Here is a 20,138-nt window from a genome sequence, read left to right on the forward strand (position 1 = left end):
GCGGGTTACCGGCCGATCCCGGTGATGGCCACCATCACCGGGACGATGCCGATGATGAGGAGCGCTCCAGCGACGTCGAAGACCAGCCCCGTGCGGATCATCCTGATGATGGGCACCGCGCCGGAACCGTAGACGATCGCGTTTTGCGGTGTTGAGACAGGCAGCATAAATCCGAAGGAGGCGGCGAAGGTGGCGGCCAGTGCAGGCACGAACGGATCGAGCCCCATGGCGGTGCACAACGGAATGACGATGGGCACCACCACCGCCGCGGATGCTGTGTTGCTGGTCGTCTCCGAAATGAGGACGGCCAAAACGGCGGAGAAGGCCGTAACCGCGACCACGTTGGTGACGTTCAGGTTCCGGGAGGCTGCGGTGCCGATGGTCTCCGCCAGCCCGGTGGCGGCGAGGAGCGAGCCGAAAATGATGCCGGTGCCGAAGAGGATGATAGTGCCCCAGTCGATCCGGGCGGCGTCCGACCAGTTAAGCGTGGCCCGGCGTTCTTTCCAGTTCGTGGGCAGGATGAAGAGCAGGGACGCCCCCAGAACGGCCACTATGCCTTCGTCCAGCCGGTCGTCCAGCAGAACGTAGATATCGGAGTCCGTCCCTGTGACAAGCCCGGCTGCGGCCGGAAGCAGCCAGAGCGAGACCGTGAAACCGAAGGCGATCAGGGTGTTTACTTCAGCCCTGGACATCCTGCCGTGGGCGGTCCGCTGTTCGCGGATGTACTCCTCGACGCCCTCGATGCGGCGGACCTCCGGCCTGTTGAGCAGGAACATGACCAGGGCCAGGACCACGAACATGGCCAGGCAGAGCGGGGCTGCGGCGGCAGTCCACTGGGCGAAGGAAATGCGTTCCCCGGTGGCCTCCTCGATGAGTCCCCGGCCGATGAGGTTGGGCGGCGAACCGACCGGTGTGAGCAGGCCCCCGACGCTGGCGCCGTAGGCCAGCATCAGCATCAATGCCGCACCGACCCGCAAGCGCAGCGGATCAAAGTCCGCGCTGACGCTGCCGCGGTCCTGCATCAGTTGGCCGATGACCGCGAGGATGCCGAGGGCCGTGGGCATCAGCATTGCGACAGTCGCCGTGTTGGACACGAACGCCGACAGCAGGCAGGTGATGACCCCGAAGGCGATGATCACGCGGTAGGTGGACGTGGCCACGCCGGGAAGGGAGAGCACAGCGAAGGCAAGCCGCTGCGCGATGCCGTGTTTGAGCATCGCCTGGGCGAGGATGAACGCACCGATGAAGGTGAAGATCGTCGTCGACCCGAACGGGGCCAGGACGTCAGCAGCCGGAGCAACGCCGAGTATCACCACGGCGGCCACTCCCAGCAGACCTCCCACCGGGATGGGGACGGGTTCACAGATCCAGAGGACGATCACACCGAGCAGAACCGCAGCCAGAAGCTGCTGTGTCCGGTCCATCGTCATGGGAAGGATCGCGAAGGTGATCGCGGCAGCAGGGGCGAGGAAGAATCCCAGGGTTTGCCGTGCCCGCTCAAACTTCTCTTCCTTGGGGGAAAGCTTCTGCTCGCTTAGGCTTCGGAACGTCTTTCCGCCGAGCAGGGCGGCGCGGACGTCGGTTCGTTCGGTCATCAGCGGTGCAGGGCAGTAAGCAGCCGGGCGGGGCTCCCCCGGAGCCACGCCTTGACGTCTTCGAACGCGCCGCCGTAGAACTCCCGGTAGCTTTGCTCCGTGACGTAGCCCAAATGCGGCGTCAGGACAGTCCGTGGTGCGGATAGGAGCCGGTGGTCCGCAGGCAGCGGTTCGAGGTCGTAGACATCAAGGGCCGCTCCGGCGAGCCAGCCTTCGTGCAGTCCCCGGATGAGGGCGTCTTCGTCGACCAGGGGCCCGCGGGAGGTGTTGACCAGCACGCCCCGGGCCCCCAGGAGACGGAGTTCCTCTTCCCCGACGACGCCGCGCGAGCGTTCCGAAAGCCGCACATGCACCGACACCACATCCGCCTCCCGGAAAAGTGCGTCTTTGCTGACCCTCCTGGCTCCCGCCTCGGCGGCCGCGTCGGCCGTGAGGTTGGGGCTCCATGCGATGACGTCCATGCCGAATGCCTGTCCATAGGCGGCGACGCGGCGACCGATCTTGCCCAGGCCCAGAACCCCCAGGGTCTTGCCTGCGAGCTCAAAACCGACGGTGGACTGCCAGTGACCGTCCCGCAGGCGCCGGTCCTCAAGCGGTATGCTGCGGGCAAGCGCGAGCAACAGGCCCCACGTCAGTTCCGGGGCCGCGGTGGGAGAGCCGCCGGTCCCGCACACGGCAATGCCCAGCTCCTCCGCCGCCGGAACGTCAATGGACTGATTGGCCATCCCGGTGGTCACCAGCAGTTTGAGTCCGGATAGTTGCGCCAGCCGATCACGACCGAAGGCGGTCCGTTCCCGCATGGCGATGATGATGTCGAACCCGCGCAGGCTGGCGACAACGTCGGCGTCGTCCTTCAGGTGCCGGTCGAAGAAGGTGACGCTGACGCCGTCGGCGGCAAGCTGCTCCCACGGCGCGTAATCCCGGGCCACAGACTGGTAATCGTCCAGGATGGCGAGGCGCATGGGGGAATCCTTCGGTGTAGGCAGCGTGCAGTCACTGCTGTCAGGCTACCGTTTCTGATCATCCGGCCGGCGGTTTGGCTGGCGAGGGTTCACTGGTGTTGCTGTTGGTGGTGCTCCAGCTGGCGAGAAAGTCCAGTTGATCCTGGGCATGGCTGCCGGCCTCCGCGGTGTAAGCGATCAGTGTCAGCCCTTCGCCGGGGAGCTCGAGGGCGTCGCCGGTGAGTTCGATGTCGCCGACCAGCGGGTTGTGCATGGTTTTCCGGGCTGTGCGGTGGAAGCGGACGTTGTGCCGGGCCCATCGCGTGGAGAACTCGGTGCTGCCGGCGGCGAGGTCCCCGATGAGGTGGTTAAGAGCCCGGTCGCGCGGGCTGCGGCCGGATTCGGCGCGCATGGCCGCGGCGAAGTCGTCGGCGAGAGTTTCCCAGTCAACGAAGAACTCGCGGGAACGCGGGTCCAGGAACATAAACCGTGCCAGGTTCATTGGCAGTGTGGTTGGGCTGAGGATGTTCGAGTACAGGGCGAAGCAGAGGCTGTTGGCGGCCACCACGTCCATACGGGCATTGCGGACATAGGCGGGCGTTCCGGTCATCCCGGCCAGGAGCCTTTCGATGCTGGGACGCACTTCAGTCCGTGCCCTGCGGGCGCCGGACGACGGGGCCGGGGCGGCGCCTTTGGCCAGGTCGTACAGGTGAGCGCGTTCGGCCTCGTCGAGTTGCAGGGCGCGGGAGAGGGAGTCGAGAACGGACTCGGACACTCCCCGCAGGTTTCCCCGTTCGAGACGGGCGTAGTACTCCGTACTCACTCCGGCGAGCATGGCCACTTCCTCGCGCTTGAGTCCGGCCACCCTTCTGGTTCCCCCGTACGCGGGCAGCCCCGCCTGGGCCGGGGTGATGTGCGACCGCCGGCTCATGAGGAACTCGCGGACGTCGTTCGTGTTGTCCATGGCTCTACGCTACGGCGCGAAGGGCCGCCCTAACAGGTACTGCCAGTACACCGCACGGCAGACACTCCCACGGCAGCAAAGGGGCTGGTTTTCTTGAATAAGAACCCTGACGCCTCACCAAGGAGCACACCGTGCAACTCGCAGTTCCCGGGCCCACTTCCAAGGGGCCGGCCGAAAAATTCACCGGCGACGTCTACCTCAACTCGCTGCACGCCGGCGAACAGCCCTCACGCCTGATATCGGCCATGGTGCGGTTTACTCCCGGAGCCCGCACACACTGGCACTCGCACCCCGTCGGCCAGACTTTGCACTGTACCGACGGCATGGGACTGGTGGCGAACCGTGACGGTGAGATCATCCTCCTGAGTGCCGGAGACACCGTGCACACCCCGGCCGGGGAGGAACACTGGCACGGCGCGACGCAGGACAGCTTGATGTGCCACCTTGCCCTGGTCGAACACGAAGCCGGACAAACCGCGACGTGGCTCGAACCTGTTACCGAGCACGAATACCGCGCCGCCCACTCCAATACGCACCCTCTAACCCCACCGAACAACGCTAAGGAAACTCAGTGAAAAGTGTCACTCTCAACAACGGCGTCGAAATGCCGATCCTGGGCTTTGGTGTCTTCCAGATCCCCGATGAGGAAACCCAGGCCGCGGTCGAAGCGGCCCTGGCCGCCGGATACCGGCACCTGGACACCGCCGCGTCCTACGGCAACGAAGCAGCCGTCGGAGCTGCCATCAAAGCCAGCGGCATCGCCCGCGAGGAACTGTTCATCACTACTAAACTCTGGATCCAGCACGCACCTACGGGCAGCGTCTATGACGACAGCAAGCGCTCCTTTGATAACTCGCTTCATCGGCTGGGCGTGGATTACTTGGACCTCTACCTGATCCACCAGCCCTTTGGGGACTACTACAGCGAATGGCGCGCCATGCAGGACCTGAACAAGGAAGGCCTGGCCCGGGCCATTGGTGTCTCAAATTTCCATTCCGACCGGCTGGTGGACCTGATCGACCACAACGAGATCGTTCCGGCCGTGAACCAGATCGAAACCCACCCGTTCCACCAGCGGGCCGCCGATCAGGAGCTGATGCGCGAACGCGGCGTGCAGATCGAATCCTGGGGGCCGTTCGCCGAAGGCAGGAACAACCTCTTCACCGATCCTGTCCTCAGCGCCGTCGCCGCCGACCACGGCAAGTCCGTCGCGCAAGTGGTGCTGCGCTGGCTCATCCAACGCGACGTCGTCGTCATCCCCAAATCCGTCCGGCCGGAGCGCATGGCCCAGAACTTCGACGTCTTCGGCTTCACCCTTACCGATGAGCAGATGAGCCGGATCACCGCCCTGGATACCGGCGCCAGCCTCTTCTTCGACCACCGGGACCCCGCCATGGTCAGTTGGCTCGGCGGCCGCCGGTACAGCTAGCGCAGGACACCCTTGACCACCCCTCTGTTGAGCATCAGCCGGCGGTCCGCCCTTCGCGGGGCGGCCGCCGGCCTGACCGGTGCCCTGCTGACTGCTGGAGCAGCAGGCTGCACACCAGGAAGAGACAACACCGTGGCCTCCACGCCTTCTCCGGCGCCAGCCGGTCCCCCACAGAGCAGCCGGCGCATACTGCTGGCTTACTTCTCCCGGGCAGGCGAGAACTACTACTACGGAGGCCGTACCAACCTCGACGTCGGCAACACCGAAGTGCTCGCCGGCATGATCAGCGCGCTGGTTCCCTGCGACGTGCACCGCATCGAGGCGGCAGAGCCCTACCCGGACGGGTACGACGCCACCGTGGCCCGGAACGTCCGCGAACAAAATGGGGACGCCCGTCCCGCCATCGCCAACCCCCTGCCCGCCATCGACCAGTACGGCTCGGTCATCCTGGCCAGCGGGATCTGGAACGTCAGGGCACCGATGATCATGGCCACGTTCACCGAAAGCTACGACTTCACCGGCAAGACTGTTTTCCCCGTCACCACCCATGCCATGAGCGGACTCGGCACCGCCGCCCGTGACTATGCGGAGTCCTGCCCTGGTGCGACGATCGCTGAAGGCCTCGCGGTGAAAGGCGAGGAAGTGCGCGATGCAGCAGCTGACATAGAGTCCTGGCTACACGCCACGGGCCTCCTTACATGGTCAGATAGCTCCGGGGCCGGCACCTAGGCCGACCACGCGAAGGGGGCCGGGAAGGAATTCTTCCCGGCATTGTCCCAGGTCATCCCGAATCTGCTCAGCTGAAGCGGCAGCATCTGCAATTCTCGAAATACGTACCCTCTAAACGCCACGACATTTTGCGGCTCCCTTCGAAGTGGTACCCCCCAAAACAAAGTTTCCTCCCGCCCAAAACCATGGTCAACGGCTTCAGATGACTCTTCAAAGACCACGGGCGGCCCCCGGGTGTGATGCCGGGGGCCACAGGTTCGACTATGTGCGCTGGAAGATGTTGAGAATGTTGCCCTCCGTATCCAAGAACCAGGCCCCCTTGCCTGTCGGCAAGGTAGCGATGCCGTTCTCAGTCTTCAGGCCCGGGAAGTCGTACTCCTCGAAGGTGGCTCCGCGGCCCCGCAGCTCTTCGACCTCGGCTTCGAGGTTGTCCGTCATCCAGCCCAGCTGGGTGTTCTTTGCGGTGCCCGCGTTGTCGGATTGGTACAGCAGGAAAGCTGTTCCCTTGCCGCAGCGGAACATCAAATTTTCGGCGTCCATGACCTCCGGATCGTCCAGTCCCACGACGTCCCGATAGAAGTCACGTGCCCGGGCGATGTCCTTGGCAGGGAGGACCGCAGCGACTTCACTGTCCTTGAGCATGTCGAATTCTCCTAGTTTGATGCGATCGAGATGCCCGCCCCGAAGGCGGTGCCTGCGGGGCGGCTGTGCCGGCTCCCGCCGGCTCCCGGCTGTATTCAATGCTCCGGGACGGTGCCGGGAGGCCTGCGTCGCGGCTAAATAGGCAGCCGGCCCTGGGTCATCCCAGCGTTCATACCGCCATTATGGCCTCGGATCGCGTTCACGGATATAGCCAGGAAAAGGGAGGCCGACGGCGGGCATCACTCCCGTCGTCGGCCTCCGGAACGGCCGTACTCACCGGGAAGGTTTGACCACCATCGCGGAGCCGCCGCCGCGCCTCACCGGTTCAGCGGCGGCCACCATGCGCCCGTTCGGCTTGAACTCGATTGCAGTCGCAGCACCGATTTCCGCTGCCGACGTGAAGGCGTCACCGGATGGCGTGAATTCGTGGCCGAACTCTTTTAGCTGCTCACCGTATGCCTCAATAAAACCGGGCTCGGCAGTGACCTTCGCCGTGTTCCGCTGGGCAGCGCGCGGCGCCGCGATGGCCTTCGAGATGTCCATTCCCAGGTCCACCCGGTTCAGGATGGTCTGCAGGACGGTGGTGATGATGGTCGATCCGCCGGGCGAACCGAGCGCCAGGAACGGATCTCCGTCCTTCAGGATAATGGTGGGAGACATCGAGGAACGGGGGCGCTTCCCCGGCTGGATGCGGTTCGGATCGTCCTCTTTATACACGGTGGAGAAGTCCGTCAGCTCGTTGTTGAGCAGGAACCCGCGCCCCGGCACCACGATGCCGGATCCCCCGGTCTGCTCGATGGTGAGGGTGTATTCCACCACGTTGCCCCACTGGTCCGCGACCGTCAGGTTGGTCGTGGAGATGTTCTCCGTATCCGTCTCAGCGGCGGGCGCCGCAGCGGCGGCCGGGCACGCGCCGTCGTACGAGGAGATGTCCCCCGGGTCGACGGGCTTCAAAGCCGCCTTCGCCGGGTTGATCCGGCACGAGCGCTCCTTGCCGAACACCGGGTCCGTGAGCTCGTCGGTGGGGACGTCCACAAAGGCGGGGTCGCCCACGTACTTGGCCCGGTCGGCAAAGGCGAGGGCACTTGCCTCAAGGTAGTGGTGCAGGGCAGCCGTATTCTTGCCGTTGGCGTTGCCCGGCTCCGCAAGGTTGAAGGGCTCCAGGATGTTCAACGCCTCGCCCACGGTGGTGCCACCGCTGCTCGAGGGCGCCATGCCGTACACGTCCAGGCCCCGGTACTCCACGTGCGTAGGATCCTGGTCCAGGGCTTCGTAGGCGGCCAGGTCCTTCGTCGTCATGTGGCCGACCGGGACGGGCAGCGTCGTGGTGGCGGTCTTCGGGGGTGCCTTCACTGCAGCGACGATCTCGTCCGCCACCGGGCCTTCGTAGAAGCCATCCGTGCCCTCCTCTGCAAGGAGCTCGTACGTCGCGGCCAGGTCCGGGTTCTGGAAGACACTGCCGACGGCGGGGGCGTCGCCGCCGGGGAGGAAGAGGCTGCTCGTGGACGTAAACGCCGCAAAGCGCTTCTCGTTGTCGAGGGTCTGCTGGCGGAACGTCTCGTCCACCACGAAGCCGCGGGTGGCGACGTCGATGGCCGGCTCGAGGGCCTCGCCAAGGTCCAGGGTGCCCCAGCGTTCGAGGGCGCGCTCCCAGGTGGCGGGCGTGCCGGGGACTCCGACGGAGACGCCGCTGGTGACGAGCTCGGGGGTGAAGGGGTAGGGCTTGCCGGTCGCGGGGTCGATGAACGCGTCGTTGGGCATCTTCGCAGGTGCGGTTTCCCGGCCGTCGATGGTGCCTACTTCACCGGTCTTCGCGTCGTAGAAGACGAAGTAGCCGCCCCCGCCGATTCCTGCACTGTAGGGCTCGGTCACGCCCAGCGTCGCGGCCGCGGCGACGGCGGCATCCGCGGCATTGCCGCCCTTGCTGAGGACCTCGATTGCCGCCGCGGAGGCGTCCGGGTCAACGGTGCTGACCGCGCCGCCGTAGCCGGTGGCGGTGGGCTCCTTCTTAATTTCCCGCGGATCAGCGAACGCAGGGTTCATGACGGCGCCGCCCGTCACGCTCATGGCCAGGGCCGCCGTGAGGGCGGCAATTCGACGTCTCACCTTAGGCATGATGACTCCCGAGTCAGGGTGGTGCGGAGTGGGGTGATCGTCACGTTACTCCCGCCCGGAGTGACACTCAACACTGAATGGATTGCGCGGCGTTCAGCCCCCGATGTGCCACGCGTCGAGGACCACACGGCCACGGGGCGATTCCAGCGTCGCGGTGAGCGGCGCCTGCTGCACGGCGTCCAGCGGGACGTTCCCGTCAATCGGGTCAGTGTCAACGGCCGGAAGCTGGAGCACGTCGACCGCCTGCCGCGGGATGCCGCGCAGCGCCAGCTGCCGCAGGGAGAGATCCGTTGGTGGCAGGTGGGCGCACGGGTGTTCCCCTTGCCAGTGGATCAAACTGGGCAGTGCACCGGAGCATTCCAGGCGACCGTCCTGGCGGACCGTGATGCGCCACTTCAACAATCCATAGGGCGTCTCCCGCTGTGCTGCGAGCAGCTCGCCCGGGTTGAGGGCCAGGCTGTCGAGCTCCCGGCATAGCGTCTCGATCTTCTGTGTTCGAGCCACGGCGTGCACCAGCCGGGGTGAGTCGCGGAGGGCGTCGCGCAGTGCGGGGTGGTCGAGCCCGAACCAGCGCGCCCTCCCCGGCGCCGGAGCATCGGGATCGATCGCGATGACCTCGAGGTAGCAGTCGGGGAAGCTCTCGCTGCTGATGGCCATCACTTGGTTGTGCGTGCCCATAAACGCGTGCTTGCCGCCGCCCGCGGGCCGGACGCCGAACGTGGCTGCGCACCACGCCGCACCTTGTTCCAGCGAATCTGCGGCGATGACCAGGTGGTCGATGCGGGCGTTCACAACTCAGCTTTACCGCTGGGGGCGTTGGCTGAATCGGCAGGCGATCCCTGCCGGCGGCTCGCTATCAGGAACGGCACTGCAATCAGCTGGATCACGCCGCCGATTGCCAGCGAGGCCGCGTATCCATAGGCATCGGCCGCCCGGCCGAGCAGCGGCTGGACCACCACGCCGCCGCTTGAACCAATGAGTGAATCGAAACTAAGCACCGTTGCCCGCTGCTTCGAGGCGATCATGTCGTTCAGGTAGGCCTGCCGCACGGGGACGCCCGCGGCGTCCACTACTGCCCAGAGGGTCAGCAGAGCCAGCGCCGCCCAGAACACCCTGGTGAACCCGAGCACCACCAAAATCACGGCGGCCAGTCCGACGCTGATGATCAGCACGGTGGTGCGCTTGCGGACAAGGCGCCGGATCCGGGGCGCCAGCCAGCCGCCAAGCACTTCGGCCCCGGCCACAACTGCCGCCGCGAGCCCCGCCACGGAGTAGGCGCGCGGGTCCCCGAAGAGCTCCAGCAGGTAGGGCTGCAGTGCATAGAACACATAGATCCCGACGCCGGCACTGAACGGCCCGGCCAACATCACGTAGCGCACGGGCGGGTTCTGCAAACCGTTCTCGATGGAGGCCGCGAGTACGGTGCGGACCGCCCGCAGCGGGCGGGCCGAGCGCTCGGGCGTGAACCCGACGTCGTGCATCAGGCGGAACGCCACCAGGAACATGGCCAACAGCACGCCCACACGGATCAGGAACGGGACGCCGAGGTTGGTGACCTGGGCGATCACGCCTCCGGCCACCGAGCCGACGAGCATCGCGACCCCGGAAACCATCACCCCGCGTCCCAGCACCGCTTCCATGCCTCCTTCGTAGCCCTCGAAGCGCAAGGCGTCGACGAGCCAGGCCTCCACGGCCCCCGAGAAGAAGGTGAAACCCAGGCCGAGCAAGACCGACACTAGAGCCCACCACCAGAAAGGAGCCGACAGCTGCCAGAGCAGATAGTAGAAGTAGGTGGAGACGGCGAGGGTCACCGTGCCGAGGAGGAATGAGACGCGGCGCCCCCAACTGTCCGCAACCACTCCGGTGGGCACCTCGAACAGCACCATGCCCACCGTGAAGAAGGCATTGGCGGCAAAGGCCTCGAGGTTGCTGAGCCCGGCATCCAGCAGGAAGAGCGTGTTGATGCCCCAGATAAACGACGCAGCAACAGTATTGCCCAGCGTCAACGTCAGGTAGATGCGCTGAATCTTTTGGGCGCCGGCGCTCATCGCGTTGACGTCCCCGCTAGGGCGAGGTAGGAGCACGAGCCCATTCTCGTCCGGTTAGACTGCGCGCACCAGTGCAGATGCGGGCGGATCCCCGGCACGCTCCGCTACGGCATCAGGCGAGGCGGCTCCGGACGATCTCGCTGACGGTCTTGCCGTCAAACCGCCCCGCAACCTTGGCGGTGACCGGCTTCATCACAGCGCCCATCTGCCGCATGGCCGGTTCCTGGCCGTCAGCCTTCAGCGCTGCGATTGCTTCGTCCACAATCGCTTCGACCTCGTCACGGGTCAGGGCTTGAGGCAGGTACGCCTCAATGATCTTGGCCTCGGCGATTTCCGCGGCAGCGCGCTCAGCCTCGCCGGCTTCCGTGTAGATCTTCGCGGTGTCGCGGCGTTTGGCGGCTTCTTTCTGGAGCAGCCCGGTGACCTGGGCATCGTCCAGTTCGATCGGGGTCTTTCCCGACTTCTCGCGTGTCTCGATCTCGCCGAGGACGTTGCGCACCGTGGTCAGCGCTACCTTGTTCCGGTCTTTCATGTGGATCACAACGTCGCCGTGGAGGCGTTCTTTGAGCGTGCTCATGGTGTTCTCGTTTCGTTGGCTTTGCCTCCATTGTCCCCGCTCGCCGCCACCTTCGCTGCGTTCTGCGGTGCCCTACTTCACCTGCTTCCCCAGGGCACGGACCAGACGTGCCGCTGCTTCCTCGAGTTGCGGCTCGCTGACTTGGCTTCGCGCGACGTGATTATTCAGCAAATGGCCGATACCGTCTAAGCCTGGACATGGCGTCACGAAATCCCGGATCTATTCGAACGACCTCTTTGTATCCTCCGACTGCCTCCGTCAGCCGTCCCGATCTTTCAGCCTTGCGCGCCATCGCATAAATGATCTCTTTGTGGGCACGACTAACAAGTCCACTTGGATCCGTGGCTGATGGATCCAGGGCCAACAAATCCCGGTGAAGGGCAAGGACTGAGCGCCAGTCACCCATCTCGGCCCGCTGCCACATCATCTTGCCCAGATCCGCAAGTCGTTGTCGTCGTTCACATGATTCACGGCGGGGACCAGCGTCCTGGAAGTCCGGGTCGTCCTGTATGCGTTTGAATCCCTGCGCTGCAGCTCCCCATTCACCGACATTCTGGGCTTGACGGGCAGCGTAGTAGATGTCGACGAACTCCTGGCTTTGTCGGGCGCCGGCCAGAAGCGCAGCTGCGTCGCGGAATTCCGCATCGAGCGCCAGCACTTCACCTAGGAGGCTGATGGCTGTTGGATAATGCTTCTCGCCGAGCGACGAGAGCGCTCGCTCGTACAAGGCCAGTTTCCGTGGCTCTTCCCTCTCGTGGCCGATCGGAGGACTCTTCGGAGCCGGCGGGATGGGCCCCGCGCCGGAGGTCGCCCCGCCGAGGTTGAATAGCCGTGTGGCATCACCGCGTACATACAGTACGGGGGTTACCCATTCAAAAGTTCCGAGCCCCATTATCGATCTGCGTCCGCTATTGGCGGCCCTATCGATGTCCCGGCCGTGAGCAAGGGCACCATAGAAGCCTCGCGAGAAGGCGATTGCGGCGCTATCAGTAACAGTGAACTGCATGGCTGCCACGGCACTGATTCCTCCGCGGACCAAAGCCGCGGCGGTGCCGGAGAAAAGATCTTCCTTTCCCGATTCCCCGGAGGAACAGGAGTTAAGTACCACCAAGCGCGGTGTGGGCTCCGCTTCCCTCAGTAGCTGCAAAAGACGTGACGATTCGACCATGGATGAACGCCCTGTGGCAGATTCCAGCGCAAGAAGGCCCTCCTGCCTGACCACGTCATAGTCGCCGTGCCCAATAAAGTGCACAACATGCCACGGCCCGTCCAGCAACGCGGATTGGATCCCATCCCAGGTCGCATTGGGCACCCAGCGGAGCTCGATTAGCCCGGCTGCAATCGGCTCGGCAAGCGCCGTCGAGAGATTTGCCTTCTCTGCCTCAGTGTCGAGTGCCGGTAAGTCACGGACCGCCGGGACAACGCCGAGGATCCGCAGTGGCGGCTCAACGGCAAGTGGACGATAGCTGTAATCAGCCGCGGGGACGCGCCGGAGCAAGGGCAACTCATGGCAGAGATAGGATTCGGTTTCACGGTCATAGAGCATCTCCCACGGCAGTGCCACCAACTCCGGGGCCCCTAGCCTGAGTACCACACGCAGCGGGTGGCCACTATTCTGGGCTGCACCCAGACTTGCCCGATACGTTCCCTTTACGGCACCCGTAAATAGGGCGTTGAACATCTTCTCGCCCACGTCATGCAGGGGTTGTTCCGAAATAGGTATTGTGCGTCGAGCAGAGACCGCCGACGCCAGGACGGTGGCTTCCAGATCAGAAATGCGAGCAAGGATAGCATCGACATCCAGCCGAATTTTTGAGGACGTTTCACCTCCCGAAGGCGCGTGGACAACTCGGACGGAGTAGTTGCCTCTCCGGGCCCCTGAGGTGATTTCCAGCTCAATGTCTCCGTCCACAGCGACCTTCTAATGCGCACATGCGAACTTTTCCCCTATCAGGGCCTCCATGGAAATCCTGATGTCTCATAAGACTGGCCCACGAAACGATGGACCACAAGACCGTTAAGTATCTAAAGGGCCCAGGAGTTTGACCTCATGTCAGTACAAACTCTTGACTCTTCCGTTAGAGCGCTCTAACGTTGGTGGCAGCACGTGACCTGGCGCACTCGCCGGGACCCCACCGACGGTCCAGTTGGACGGGCCAAACGATTCGAGGAAGTCAACAATGTCGTTGCACGCAGCACACCCCACCGCACCGGGAAACAAACCCGGCTCCAAACATCGCGGGTATCTGACCCGCCTTACTGTCCTCTCCACTCTCGGCGGCCTTCTGTTCGGCTACGACACCGGCGTGATCTCCGGCGCACTGCTCTACATGCAGGATTCACTGAGCATGAGCCCGGTCGAAGAAGCCACCGTGGTCAGCGCCCTGCTGTTCCCGGGCGCGGCGGTCGGCGCGCTGAGCGGCGGCCGGCTGGCCGATACGCTCGGCCGCCGCGGCACGCTCCTCATTTGCGCGCTGCTCTTCCTGGTCGGTGCCCTGGGCTGTGCGATTGCACCGAACGTCGGCTTCATGGTGGTGGCCCGAGTGATCCTGGGCCTCGGCGTTGGAGCCGCAGCCGTCACCTGCCCCCTTTACCTGGCAGAAATGGCGCCGGCACACCTGCGCGGCCGCATGGTGACGATCAACGAACTGATGATCGTGACCGGCCAGATGCTTGCCTTCGCCATCAACGCCCTTCTTGACACGCTGATCCACGATCCTGAGGTCTGGCGCCTCATGCTTGGAGTGGCATCCATCCCCGCGATCGCCCTGCTGATCGGGATGCTCATCCTGCCTGAGTCGCCCCGCTGGTTCGCCATCCGGGAACGGTTTGCGGACAGCCGTCGCATCCTAGACCTTAGCCGCAGCCCCGAGGAAGCCGATTTCGAATACAAGGAAATTGTCGAATCGGCCACCACTGCCAAGACTGAGCGCTCGCACGCTTGGCGTGATTTGAAGAACAATCCGTGGATGCGCAAGCTGCTGTGGATCGGCATCGGCCTGGCCGTGGTTCAGCAGGCAACCGGCATCAACACGGTCAACTACTACGCGCCCACCATCCTGGAACGCAGCGGACTGGGCGTCAGCGCATCACTGGTAGCCACCGTGGCGGTGGGCGTGACCTCGGTGCTGATGACCGTACTTGGCATCTACCTGCTCGGCTTCATCGGCAGGCGCCGCATGCTGGCCATCGGCTTCTCCGGCGTCGTCGCCTCCCAGGCGATCCTCGCCGTCGTCTTCATGCTGCCGCAGTCGGATTTCGTCAGCTACACCATCCTGGCCGCCATGATGCTGTTCGTCGCGTTCGTGCAGTGTTTCATCGGCACCTGCGTCTGGCTCCTCCTTTCGGAAATCTTCCCGATGGCCATCCGCGGCTTTGCCATGGGTATCGCCGTCTTTGCCCTCTGGACTGTCAATGCCGGCATCTCCTTCCTGTTCCCGATCCTCGTTGTGGCATTGGGCTCCACGGGAACCTTCGCGGTCTTTGTCCTGGTGAACGTCGCATCCCTGGTGTTCGTGTCCAAGTGCGTTCCCGAGACCATGGGCCAGTCGCTGGAAGAACTGGAGGTGCACTTCCGCACCGGCAGCCTTCCCGTCATCACGCCGGCGGAAGCGTCCGGCGCGAAGGCCGGAGCCCAGTAATGGTTCGTCTGTTTCCCTAGCCAGGCCAGTGTGGCGACGCGGCCGGGGCGGCAGGCTGCCGCCCCGGCCGCGATACGCTTACCTGCAGAATGCGGCCGATCGTCGGGGAGTGAATTGAAGCACCAGGAAGTGGCCAAACGCCCCACAATTTACGACGTCGCGCGGGTGGCAGGCGTCTCCCGCGCCCTTGTCTCGCTGGTGCTGCGGGACTCCCCCAAAGTCAGCCCGGAAAAGCGGCAGGCGGTTGCCGAAGCAATCGCCGAGCTCGATTACCGGCCAAGCAACGCCGCCCGCTGGCTCGCCAGCGGGCGCACCCGGATTGTCGGGGTGCTGCTGGACGACCTGGCGAATCCCTGGTTCGTGGAACTGCTCGACGGCCTGCAGAGCGTGCTCGGGGAACAGAACCTGCGGATGGTCCTCAGCGACCCCACGTACCTGGCCCGGCCCGGGGAGAGCCCGGTTTCAGCGTTCATGGAGCTCCGCGTGGACGGGCTCGTCATTGCCGGCGACGTCCAGCCGGATGACGATCTGCTGCGGGCCACTGCGCACACACCGACCGTCGTGGTCGGCGCCCGCACCTTCGAGCTTCCCTCTGCGGACGTCGTCACCAACGACGACGTCGCCGGAGCATGTTCCGCCGTCGAACACCTGATCGGCCTCGGCCACCGCGACATCGCCTACCTCACGGCCCCGACCGGATCAGCCGCGTTGCGGGCGGGCTCCTACCGGGACACGATGGCCCGCCACGGCCTGCAGGACCATATCCGCTTGGTGCAGACAGACCTCAGCGAACATTCCGGCTTCGAGGCAATGAACAGCCTGATTGACAGCGGGCGGCCCCCCACGGCAGTCCTGGCCACCAACGACGTCCTCGCCGTCGGGGCTCTCTCTGCCGCCGACAACCACGGCATCAACGTCCCCTCCCAGCTGTCACTCGTCGGCTATGACAACACCTACCTGGCCGGAATCCGGCATCTTTCGCTGACCAGCGTGGACCCTGTAAGCCGGGAGGTCGGCATCCGCGCCGCCCGTCTGCTCCTCGAGCGCATGGCAGACCCGGCCCTGCCCCAGCGCACCGAAGTACTGACCCCGCGCCTGGTAGTGCGGAACAGCACCGCGCCCGCCCCGAAGTCCTGACGCGTTACACCGGACATACCGGCAGGGCTCCGCCTGCCGCGTGGTTGCGCGTCCGGCGAAGCCCTGGGCCAGGTTTCATTCCCCGGCGACGTCCGTGCATTGGCTAGGGAATGGCAGCAACGGTGTCGATTTCAACCAGAAAGTCACCCAGGAACGAGCCGACAGTGGTTCGTGCCGGGTAGGGGGTTTCGACAAACGCTTCGTAGGCGGCGTTGAACCCGGGAAAATCCCGGCCGGGGTGGTGCAGATGCACGGTTGTCTTCACGACGTGGGAGAAGTCCAGACCGTGCCCGGCCAGGACGGCGGCAAGGTTCTTAACCACGATGGATCTTTCCCCTCAATGACTCTGGTCGAGCGCTTCGAGGAGCCGCCTGACCGAACCTCCGAGGTTCCATTCGGTGGCCAGGCCCTCAAGCTCTGCCCGCGGATCGCCTACAACGGGGTGCAACCGGGCGCCCGCCTCGTCGAGGGTCGGCAGCCCAAGGTCGCGCACCACGTTCACGACGGCGGGTGCGACCTTGAGATAGTCCGTCGCCGCTGCGAGCTTGGCCCTTACGGACGCGGACAGCCCGCTTTCCGCACCCGTCGCCGCCTCGAGCAGCAGTTCGAGCGTGCCGTACTCCCCGAGCAGGGACGCGGCGGTCTTCTCACCGATTCCGGCCACGCCGGGCAGCCCGTCGGAGCTGTCACCCCGGAGGATTGCGTAGTCCGCGTACTGCTCGGGCAGCACGCGGTACTTGCCGACGATGACCGCGTCGGTGACGACTTCGAGGTTCTTCATGCCGCGCGCGGTGTAGATCACGCGCACGTTGCGGTCGTCATCGACGACCTGGAAGAGATCGCGGTCGCCCGTGACCACGTCCACCGGCAAGCCGGCATGGCTGGCGTAGGTGCCGACGACGTCGTCGGCCTCATGTTCAGCAGCCCCCACGACGGCGACACCGGCCAGCTCCAGCACCCGCCGGATCATCGGGATCTGCGCCTCCAGCGCGTCAGGCACCACTTCGATGTCGGGACCGCCCGCCACCACCTCTGCCACCCGATGCGACTTGTAGCTGGGAATGAGGTCGACACGCCACTGCGGCCGCCAATCATCGTCCCAGCACGCAATGAGATGCGTCGCTTCGAAGTCGGTGGTGAGCCGGGCGATCATGTCCAGCAAACCGCGAACCGCGTTCACCGGCGTGCCGTCGGCGCGGCGTATCGTGTCCGGCACACCGTAGAACGCGCGGAAGTACAGGGAGGCAGTGTCCAGCAGCATCAGGCGGTGGGGCATACCTGATCCTCACACGGAAACGCTCCGTTGAGAATCCGGTTGGCGTACAGGCCGCCTTTCAGAGCTCCCGGTAGTAGTAAAGCATCGGCTCTGTGCCGCCGGGTTCGGTGTTGGCGAACCCGCGAGCCTCATAGAACCGGCGCGCGTCCGTGTCCTCGCCGTCGACGTTGATTTCAAGCAATGCGCCGCCCCGGCCCCGTACCAGCTCGCACGAGGAGGCGAGCAGTGCGCTGCCCAGCCGACGGCCCCGCAGGCCCGGACGGACGTACAGTTCGTCCAGGATGGCCACCGGACCCGGGTACCAGACATTGGAGCGGAAGCTCAGCACCGCAAGTCCGCCTGGCGGTTTGCCGACGAGCAGCACTACTACGTCCTCCCCCGCCAACAGTTCGGCCACCCGCGACGTCAAGACGTCGATGCCGGGGCTGGGCGTGTCGAACTCGGTGTTGAAATCGTGGAGCATCCGGGCAACGGTTGCGGCGTCGGCCGGAGTCGCCCGGCGGGGCGATTGAAGGTTGGCCGGGTCATCAGCAGTCACGGCTTCATCATGCTCGGCGAACCGGCCGGTGTCCACCCTGGTTTATCCGCCCGACGGCTCGGGGTGCCAGCCGTGCGTGCTAGTGGGCGGGCGCCGCGACGTCCTCCAGCACTGTTCTGTCGAAAAACCGGATCTCGCCTGTTGCCTCAAAGAACACCGGAACCACAGACGTGCTCGCATCCTTGGATGTTTCGTAAATTTCCGGCGCACCGCCATGCTTCCGGGCAATTGTTCCAACCAGTTCGGTGCCGCGAACCCGGACGGTTCGATATTTGTAGCTCATGCTGACTCCTTCGTCGACTAAGGCACACCCTACTCCCTAGGCCGGTCTCCAAGTCCGGCTCCGGCTACGATTGACCCTCAGCGGCGGGCGGGACACGCAGGCTGCCGTACCTCTCCATTCGATGCCAGCCCAGGTGCACACCCGCCAGCGCCGTGACCACGGACTGGATGACCACGAGATACATCAGCTGCCGATAGACGAACTGCTGGAGTGGAAGCGTCCACAGCGGCCCGAGCCGTTCCTTGTCGAGCCGGAACGCGTAGGTGGCCATGAGCAACTGAACGACAAGGAAGATGATCCAGAGTGCCGCGATCCGGAGCGGATCGAGGAAGATCAGTCCGTAGACGGCAAAGACATCGACCACAGGAGCGAACAGGGGAAGCAATACCTGGAGGACAAGCAGGTAGCCGAGTCCGCGCCGGCCGAGCTTGCCGGCCGCTCCCCGCTGCACCACCGCGCCGCGGTGCTTCCACATTGCCTGCAACGTGCCGTAGCACCAGCGGTACCGCTGGCGCCACAAGGCGCCAAGGGTAGCGGGGGCCTCGGTCCAGGCCCGCGCGTCATCCTGGTACACGACGCGCCAGCCGTCGCGGCACAGCGACATGGTGAGATCCGTGTCTTCGGCGAGCGTGTCGTCGCTGACTCCGCCGACCCGCAGGAGGGCGTCCCGGCGGAAGGCACCGATGGCCCCGGGGACAGTTGGCATGCACTCCGCGACGTCGAACAGCCGGCGGTCAAGATTGAAGCCGACGACGTACTCGATGTGCTGCCACGCGCCGAGGATGCCGCCGCGGTTGGCCACTTTGGTGTTACCCGAAATTGCCCCCACGCGCGGGTCGGCGAAAGGCTGGATAAGGGCACGAACCGTGTCCGGCTCGAAGACGGTGTCGCCGTCGACCATCACCACAAGTTCGTGGCTGGCGGCGTCAAGCCCGGCATTGAGGGCGGACGGCTTGCCCCCGTTCTCCTTCCGGATGACGGTGACTCCCGGCAGGCCAAGAGCTTCCACGATGCCCGCGGTCCCATCGGTTGAGCCGTCGTCGACCACGATGACCTCAACGGGATGGGTCGAGGCGACGATGGACCGGACCGCGGCTTCGATGCCGACGGCCTCGTTGTAAGCGGGGACGATCACACTGACCGGCTCCGTGATCTCCGGCCTGACCGGCACGTCCATCCGTCGCCTGCCCCGGCTGACCGTCTGCAGACGCCGTGCAGCCCGGCTGTGGCGGGCCGCGAACCCGACCACGAGGAAAGCGCGGACAAGTGTCACGATGCCTGCCGCGACCAGCCCCCACGATATGGCGGTGACGACAAAGTCGCTCAGCTGGATGCCCCGCACGAAGGCCGTTCCTGTCATCCGCTCCGGGGCGGAGGCCTCCCGCATGCTGTCAATACCGATGGCGTCACCGATGCTTGTGACGCGATAGCCCTGCCCGGCGTAACGCGACAACGCGGAATCGAGCGCGGCAACGGTCTGTTCCCTGTCACCACCGCCGTCGTGCATCAGCAGCACCTGCCCCTGCGGGCCGGACAGGGCAAGATTCCGTTCGATGGCCGGGGCGCCCGGCCGCCGCCAATCCTCGCTGTCGACGGTGCTCAGCACCGTGATGTAGCCCTCGTCCGCCGCCGTTCGCATTGCTGACCAGGTACTGTCGTTGATCGCATCGTTCCCGGAGCTGTACGGCGGACGCAGAAGCGAGGTCGCATGGCCGGTGATGCCGGCGATGGCTTCCTGGGCACCCTGGACTTCGAGGTCGCGCCGCCACGACGGAGCAGTGCCGAGGTCTGTGTGGGTGAGCGTGTGGACACCAATCTCGTGACCGTCGGCAATGATGCGGCGCATGAGGTCGGGGTTGTCGATCGCCGCCGAGCCAACCACGAAGAAGGTCGCTCGAACGTGGTGCTTCCGCAGGACGTCGAGGATCTGCGGTGTCCAGACGGGGTCTGGTCCGTCATCGAACGTCAGCGCGAGCGTATGGTCCGGCGGACTCACGGTGCGGACCGCTCCGCCACGGGAATCGACCACCGGGCCGCCACCGGAGACGGTATCCGGCACGCTTCCCGCGGACGTGCCCGATGTAACGGAGTCATCGCCAATCCCGGCGAGGTGGTGCATGTATCCCTGTACCGCGAGGGCGACTCCCAACGCAAACAGGACTGCGATAAGGACGAACCAGTGAGACCTTACGCTGACGGGACCTGCGGACTTGACGGGGCGAC

The 20,138-nt window shown here is 65.1% G+C and carries 19 protein-coding genes; 5 read left to right on the plus strand and 14 right to left on the minus strand.

What is annotated here, in order from left to right:
• Positions 1-5: 5 nt before the first annotated feature.
• The 3 genes from ASF98_RS20675 to ASF98_RS20685 are packed head-to-tail and all read right to left on the minus strand — an operon-like array spanning position 6 to position 3,500.
• Positions 6-1,595, minus strand: a complete 1,590-nt coding sequence (locus ASF98_RS20675; protein WP_055806110.1) for an SLC13 family permease — start codon at positions 1,593-1,595, stop codon at positions 6-8.
• Positions 1,595-2,557, minus strand: coding sequence for a D-2-hydroxyacid dehydrogenase family protein (locus tag ASF98_RS20680; protein WP_055806113.1), 963 nt, complete (start codon positions 2,555-2,557; stop codon positions 1,595-1,597). The genes ASF98_RS20675 and ASF98_RS20680 overlap by 1 nt, the downstream gene beginning before the upstream one ends.
• 58 nt (positions 2,558-2,615) lie before the next feature.
• A complete protein-coding gene (locus ASF98_RS20685; protein WP_055806116.1) occupies positions 2,616-3,500 on the minus strand; it encodes a helix-turn-helix transcriptional regulator in 885 nt (294 codons plus the stop codon).
• A gap of 131 nt (positions 3,501-3,631) precedes the next feature.
• On the opposite strand from ASF98_RS20685, the gene ASF98_RS20690 reads away from it, so the two are divergent.
• Genes ASF98_RS20690 through ASF98_RS20700 form a run of 3 tightly spaced genes read left to right on the plus strand, consistent with a single transcriptional unit; the run spans position 3,632 to position 5,658 of the window.
• Entirely contained in the window at positions 3,632-4,075 is a 444-nt protein-coding gene (locus ASF98_RS20690; RefSeq protein WP_055806120.1) for a (R)-mandelonitrile lyase, read from the plus strand.
• Positions 4,072-4,929 carry an aldo/keto reductase gene (locus ASF98_RS20695; RefSeq protein WP_055806123.1) on the plus strand — a complete coding sequence of 286 codons (858 nt, stop codon included), beginning with the start codon at positions 4,072-4,074 and terminating at the stop codon, positions 4,927-4,929. Before ASF98_RS20690 ends, ASF98_RS20695 begins: the two co-directional genes overlap by 4 nt.
• A 12-nt stretch (positions 4,930-4,941) precedes the next feature.
• The gene (locus ASF98_RS20700; RefSeq protein WP_082506980.1) at positions 4,942-5,658 is read left to right on the plus strand and encodes a flavodoxin; all 717 of its coding nucleotides are present in this window, start codon (positions 4,942-4,944) and stop codon (positions 5,656-5,658) included.
• A 261-nt stretch (positions 5,659-5,919) separates the two neighbouring features.
• On the opposite strand, the gene ASF98_RS20705 is transcribed toward ASF98_RS20700, so the two are convergent.
• The 6 genes from ASF98_RS20705 to ASF98_RS20730 all read right to left on the minus strand — a co-directional run bounded on the left by ASF98_RS20705 (position 5,920) and on the right by ASF98_RS20730 (position 12,952).
• A complete protein-coding gene (locus tag ASF98_RS20705) occupies positions 5,920-6,300 on the minus strand; it encodes a VOC family protein (protein WP_028269375.1) in 381 nt (126 codons plus the stop codon).
• Positions 6,301-6,573: 273 nt separating this feature from the next.
• Entirely contained in the window at positions 6,574-8,415 is a 1,842-nt protein-coding gene (ggt, locus tag ASF98_RS20710) for a gamma-glutamyltransferase (protein WP_055806131.1), read from the minus strand.
• A 93-nt stretch (positions 8,416-8,508) separates the two neighbouring features.
• On the minus strand, positions 8,509-9,207 hold the full coding sequence (locus ASF98_RS20715) for a VOC family protein (RefSeq protein WP_055806134.1): 699 nt from the start codon (positions 9,205-9,207) through the stop codon (positions 8,509-8,511).
• A complete protein-coding gene (locus ASF98_RS20720; RefSeq protein ID WP_156372504.1) occupies positions 9,204-10,463 on the minus strand; it encodes an MFS transporter in 1,260 nt (419 codons plus the stop codon). Before ASF98_RS20720 ends, ASF98_RS20715 begins: the two co-directional genes overlap by 4 nt.
• A 112-nt stretch (positions 10,464-10,575) precedes the next feature.
• Positions 10,576-11,040 carry a GatB/YqeY domain-containing protein gene (locus tag ASF98_RS20725; RefSeq protein ID WP_055806140.1) on the minus strand — a complete coding sequence of 155 codons (465 nt, stop codon included), beginning with the start codon at positions 11,038-11,040 and terminating at the stop codon, positions 10,576-10,578.
• Between the two features lie 160 nt (positions 11,041-11,200).
• Positions 11,201-12,952: a CHAT domain-containing tetratricopeptide repeat protein gene (locus tag ASF98_RS20730; protein ID WP_156372492.1), complete on the minus strand. Its 1,752-nt coding sequence runs from the start codon at positions 12,950-12,952 to the stop codon at positions 11,201-11,203.
• Between the two features lie 268 nt (positions 12,953-13,220).
• On the opposite strand from ASF98_RS20730, the gene ASF98_RS20735 reads away from it, so the two are divergent.
• Positions 13,221-14,681 carry a sugar porter family MFS transporter gene (locus ASF98_RS20735; protein ID WP_055806147.1) on the plus strand — a complete coding sequence of 487 codons (1,461 nt, stop codon included), beginning with the start codon at positions 13,221-13,223 and terminating at the stop codon, positions 14,679-14,681.
• Between the two features lie 114 nt (positions 14,682-14,795).
• Positions 14,796-15,818 (plus strand): LacI family DNA-binding transcriptional regulator, encoded by a 1,023-nt coding sequence (locus tag ASF98_RS20740; protein ID WP_200939417.1) that lies wholly within the window; start codon positions 14,796-14,798, stop codon positions 15,816-15,818.
• Positions 15,819-15,921: 103 nt separating this feature from the next.
• Here the strand turns inward: ASF98_RS20740 and ASF98_RS20745 are convergent, their stop codons facing one another.
• From ASF98_RS20745 to ASF98_RS20765, 5 genes are all read right to left on the minus strand, one after another.
• A complete protein-coding gene (locus tag ASF98_RS20745) occupies positions 15,922-16,140 on the minus strand; it encodes a RidA family protein (protein ID WP_235506100.1) in 219 nt (72 codons plus the stop codon).
• 15 nt (positions 16,141-16,155) lie between these two features.
• A complete protein-coding gene (locus ASF98_RS20750; protein WP_055806151.1) occupies positions 16,156-17,094 on the minus strand; it encodes a 5'-3' exonuclease in 939 nt (312 codons plus the stop codon).
• 58 nt (positions 17,095-17,152) lie between these two features.
• On the minus strand, positions 17,153-17,557 hold the full coding sequence (locus ASF98_RS20755) for a GNAT family N-acetyltransferase (RefSeq protein WP_442854054.1): 405 nt from the start codon (positions 17,555-17,557) through the stop codon (positions 17,153-17,155).
• A 154-nt stretch (positions 17,558-17,711) separates the two neighbouring features.
• Positions 17,712-17,915, minus strand: a complete 204-nt coding sequence (locus ASF98_RS20760) for a hypothetical protein (RefSeq protein WP_055806157.1) — start codon at positions 17,913-17,915, stop codon at positions 17,712-17,714.
• A gap of 64 nt (positions 17,916-17,979) precedes the next feature.
• The gene (locus tag ASF98_RS20765) at positions 17,980-20,034 is read right to left on the minus strand and encodes a bifunctional polysaccharide deacetylase/glycosyltransferase family 2 protein (protein ID WP_235506102.1); all 2,055 of its coding nucleotides are present in this window, start codon (positions 20,032-20,034) and stop codon (positions 17,980-17,982) included.
• Between the last annotated feature and the right edge of the window lie 104 nt (positions 20,035-20,138).

Source organism: Arthrobacter sp. Leaf337, assembly GCF_001423745.1.
Classification (GTDB): domain Bacteria; phylum Actinomycetota; class Actinomycetes; order Actinomycetales; family Micrococcaceae; genus Arthrobacter.

Coding starts and splice junctions, on each gene's coding strand:
- ASF98_RS20675 (WP_055806110.1), bottom strand. CDS start 1,595: ATGACCGAACGAACCGACGTCCGCGCCGCCCTGCTCGGCGGAAAGACG.
- ASF98_RS20680 (WP_055806113.1), bottom strand. CDS start 2,557: ATGCGCCTCGCCATCCTGGACGATTACCAGTCTGTGGCCCGGGATTAC.
- ASF98_RS20685 (WP_055806116.1), bottom strand. CDS start 3,500: ATGGACAACACGAACGACGTCCGCGAGTTCCTCATGAGCCGGCGGTCG.
- ASF98_RS20705 (WP_028269375.1), bottom strand. CDS start 6,300: ATGCTCAAGGACAGTGAAGTCGCTGCGGTCCTCCCTGCCAAGGACATC.
- ggt (WP_055806131.1), bottom strand. CDS start 8,415: ATGCCTAAGGTGAGACGTCGAATTGCCGCCCTCACGGCGGCCCTGGCC.
- ASF98_RS20720 (WP_156372504.1), bottom strand. CDS start 10,463: ATGAGCGCCGGCGCCCAAAAGATTCAGCGCATCTACCTGACGTTGACG.
- ASF98_RS20725 (WP_055806140.1), bottom strand. CDS start 11,040: ATGAGCACGCTCAAAGAACGCCTCCACGGCGACGTTGTGATCCACATG.
- ASF98_RS20735 (WP_055806147.1), top strand. CDS start 13,221: ATGTCGTTGCACGCAGCACACCCCACCGCACCGGGAAACAAACCCGGC.
- ASF98_RS20750 (WP_055806151.1), bottom strand. CDS start 17,094: ATGCCCCACCGCCTGATGCTGCTGGACACTGCCTCCCTGTACTTCCGC.
- ASF98_RS20755 (WP_442854054.1), bottom strand. CDS start 17,557: ATGCTCCACGATTTCAACACCGAGTTCGACACGCCCAGCCCCGGCATC.
- ASF98_RS20760 (WP_055806157.1), bottom strand. CDS start 17,915: ATGAGCTACAAATATCGAACCGTCCGGGTTCGCGGCACCGAACTGGTT.
- ASF98_RS20765 (WP_235506102.1), bottom strand. CDS start 20,034: ATGCACCACCTCGCCGGGATTGGCGATGACTCCGTTACATCGGGCACG.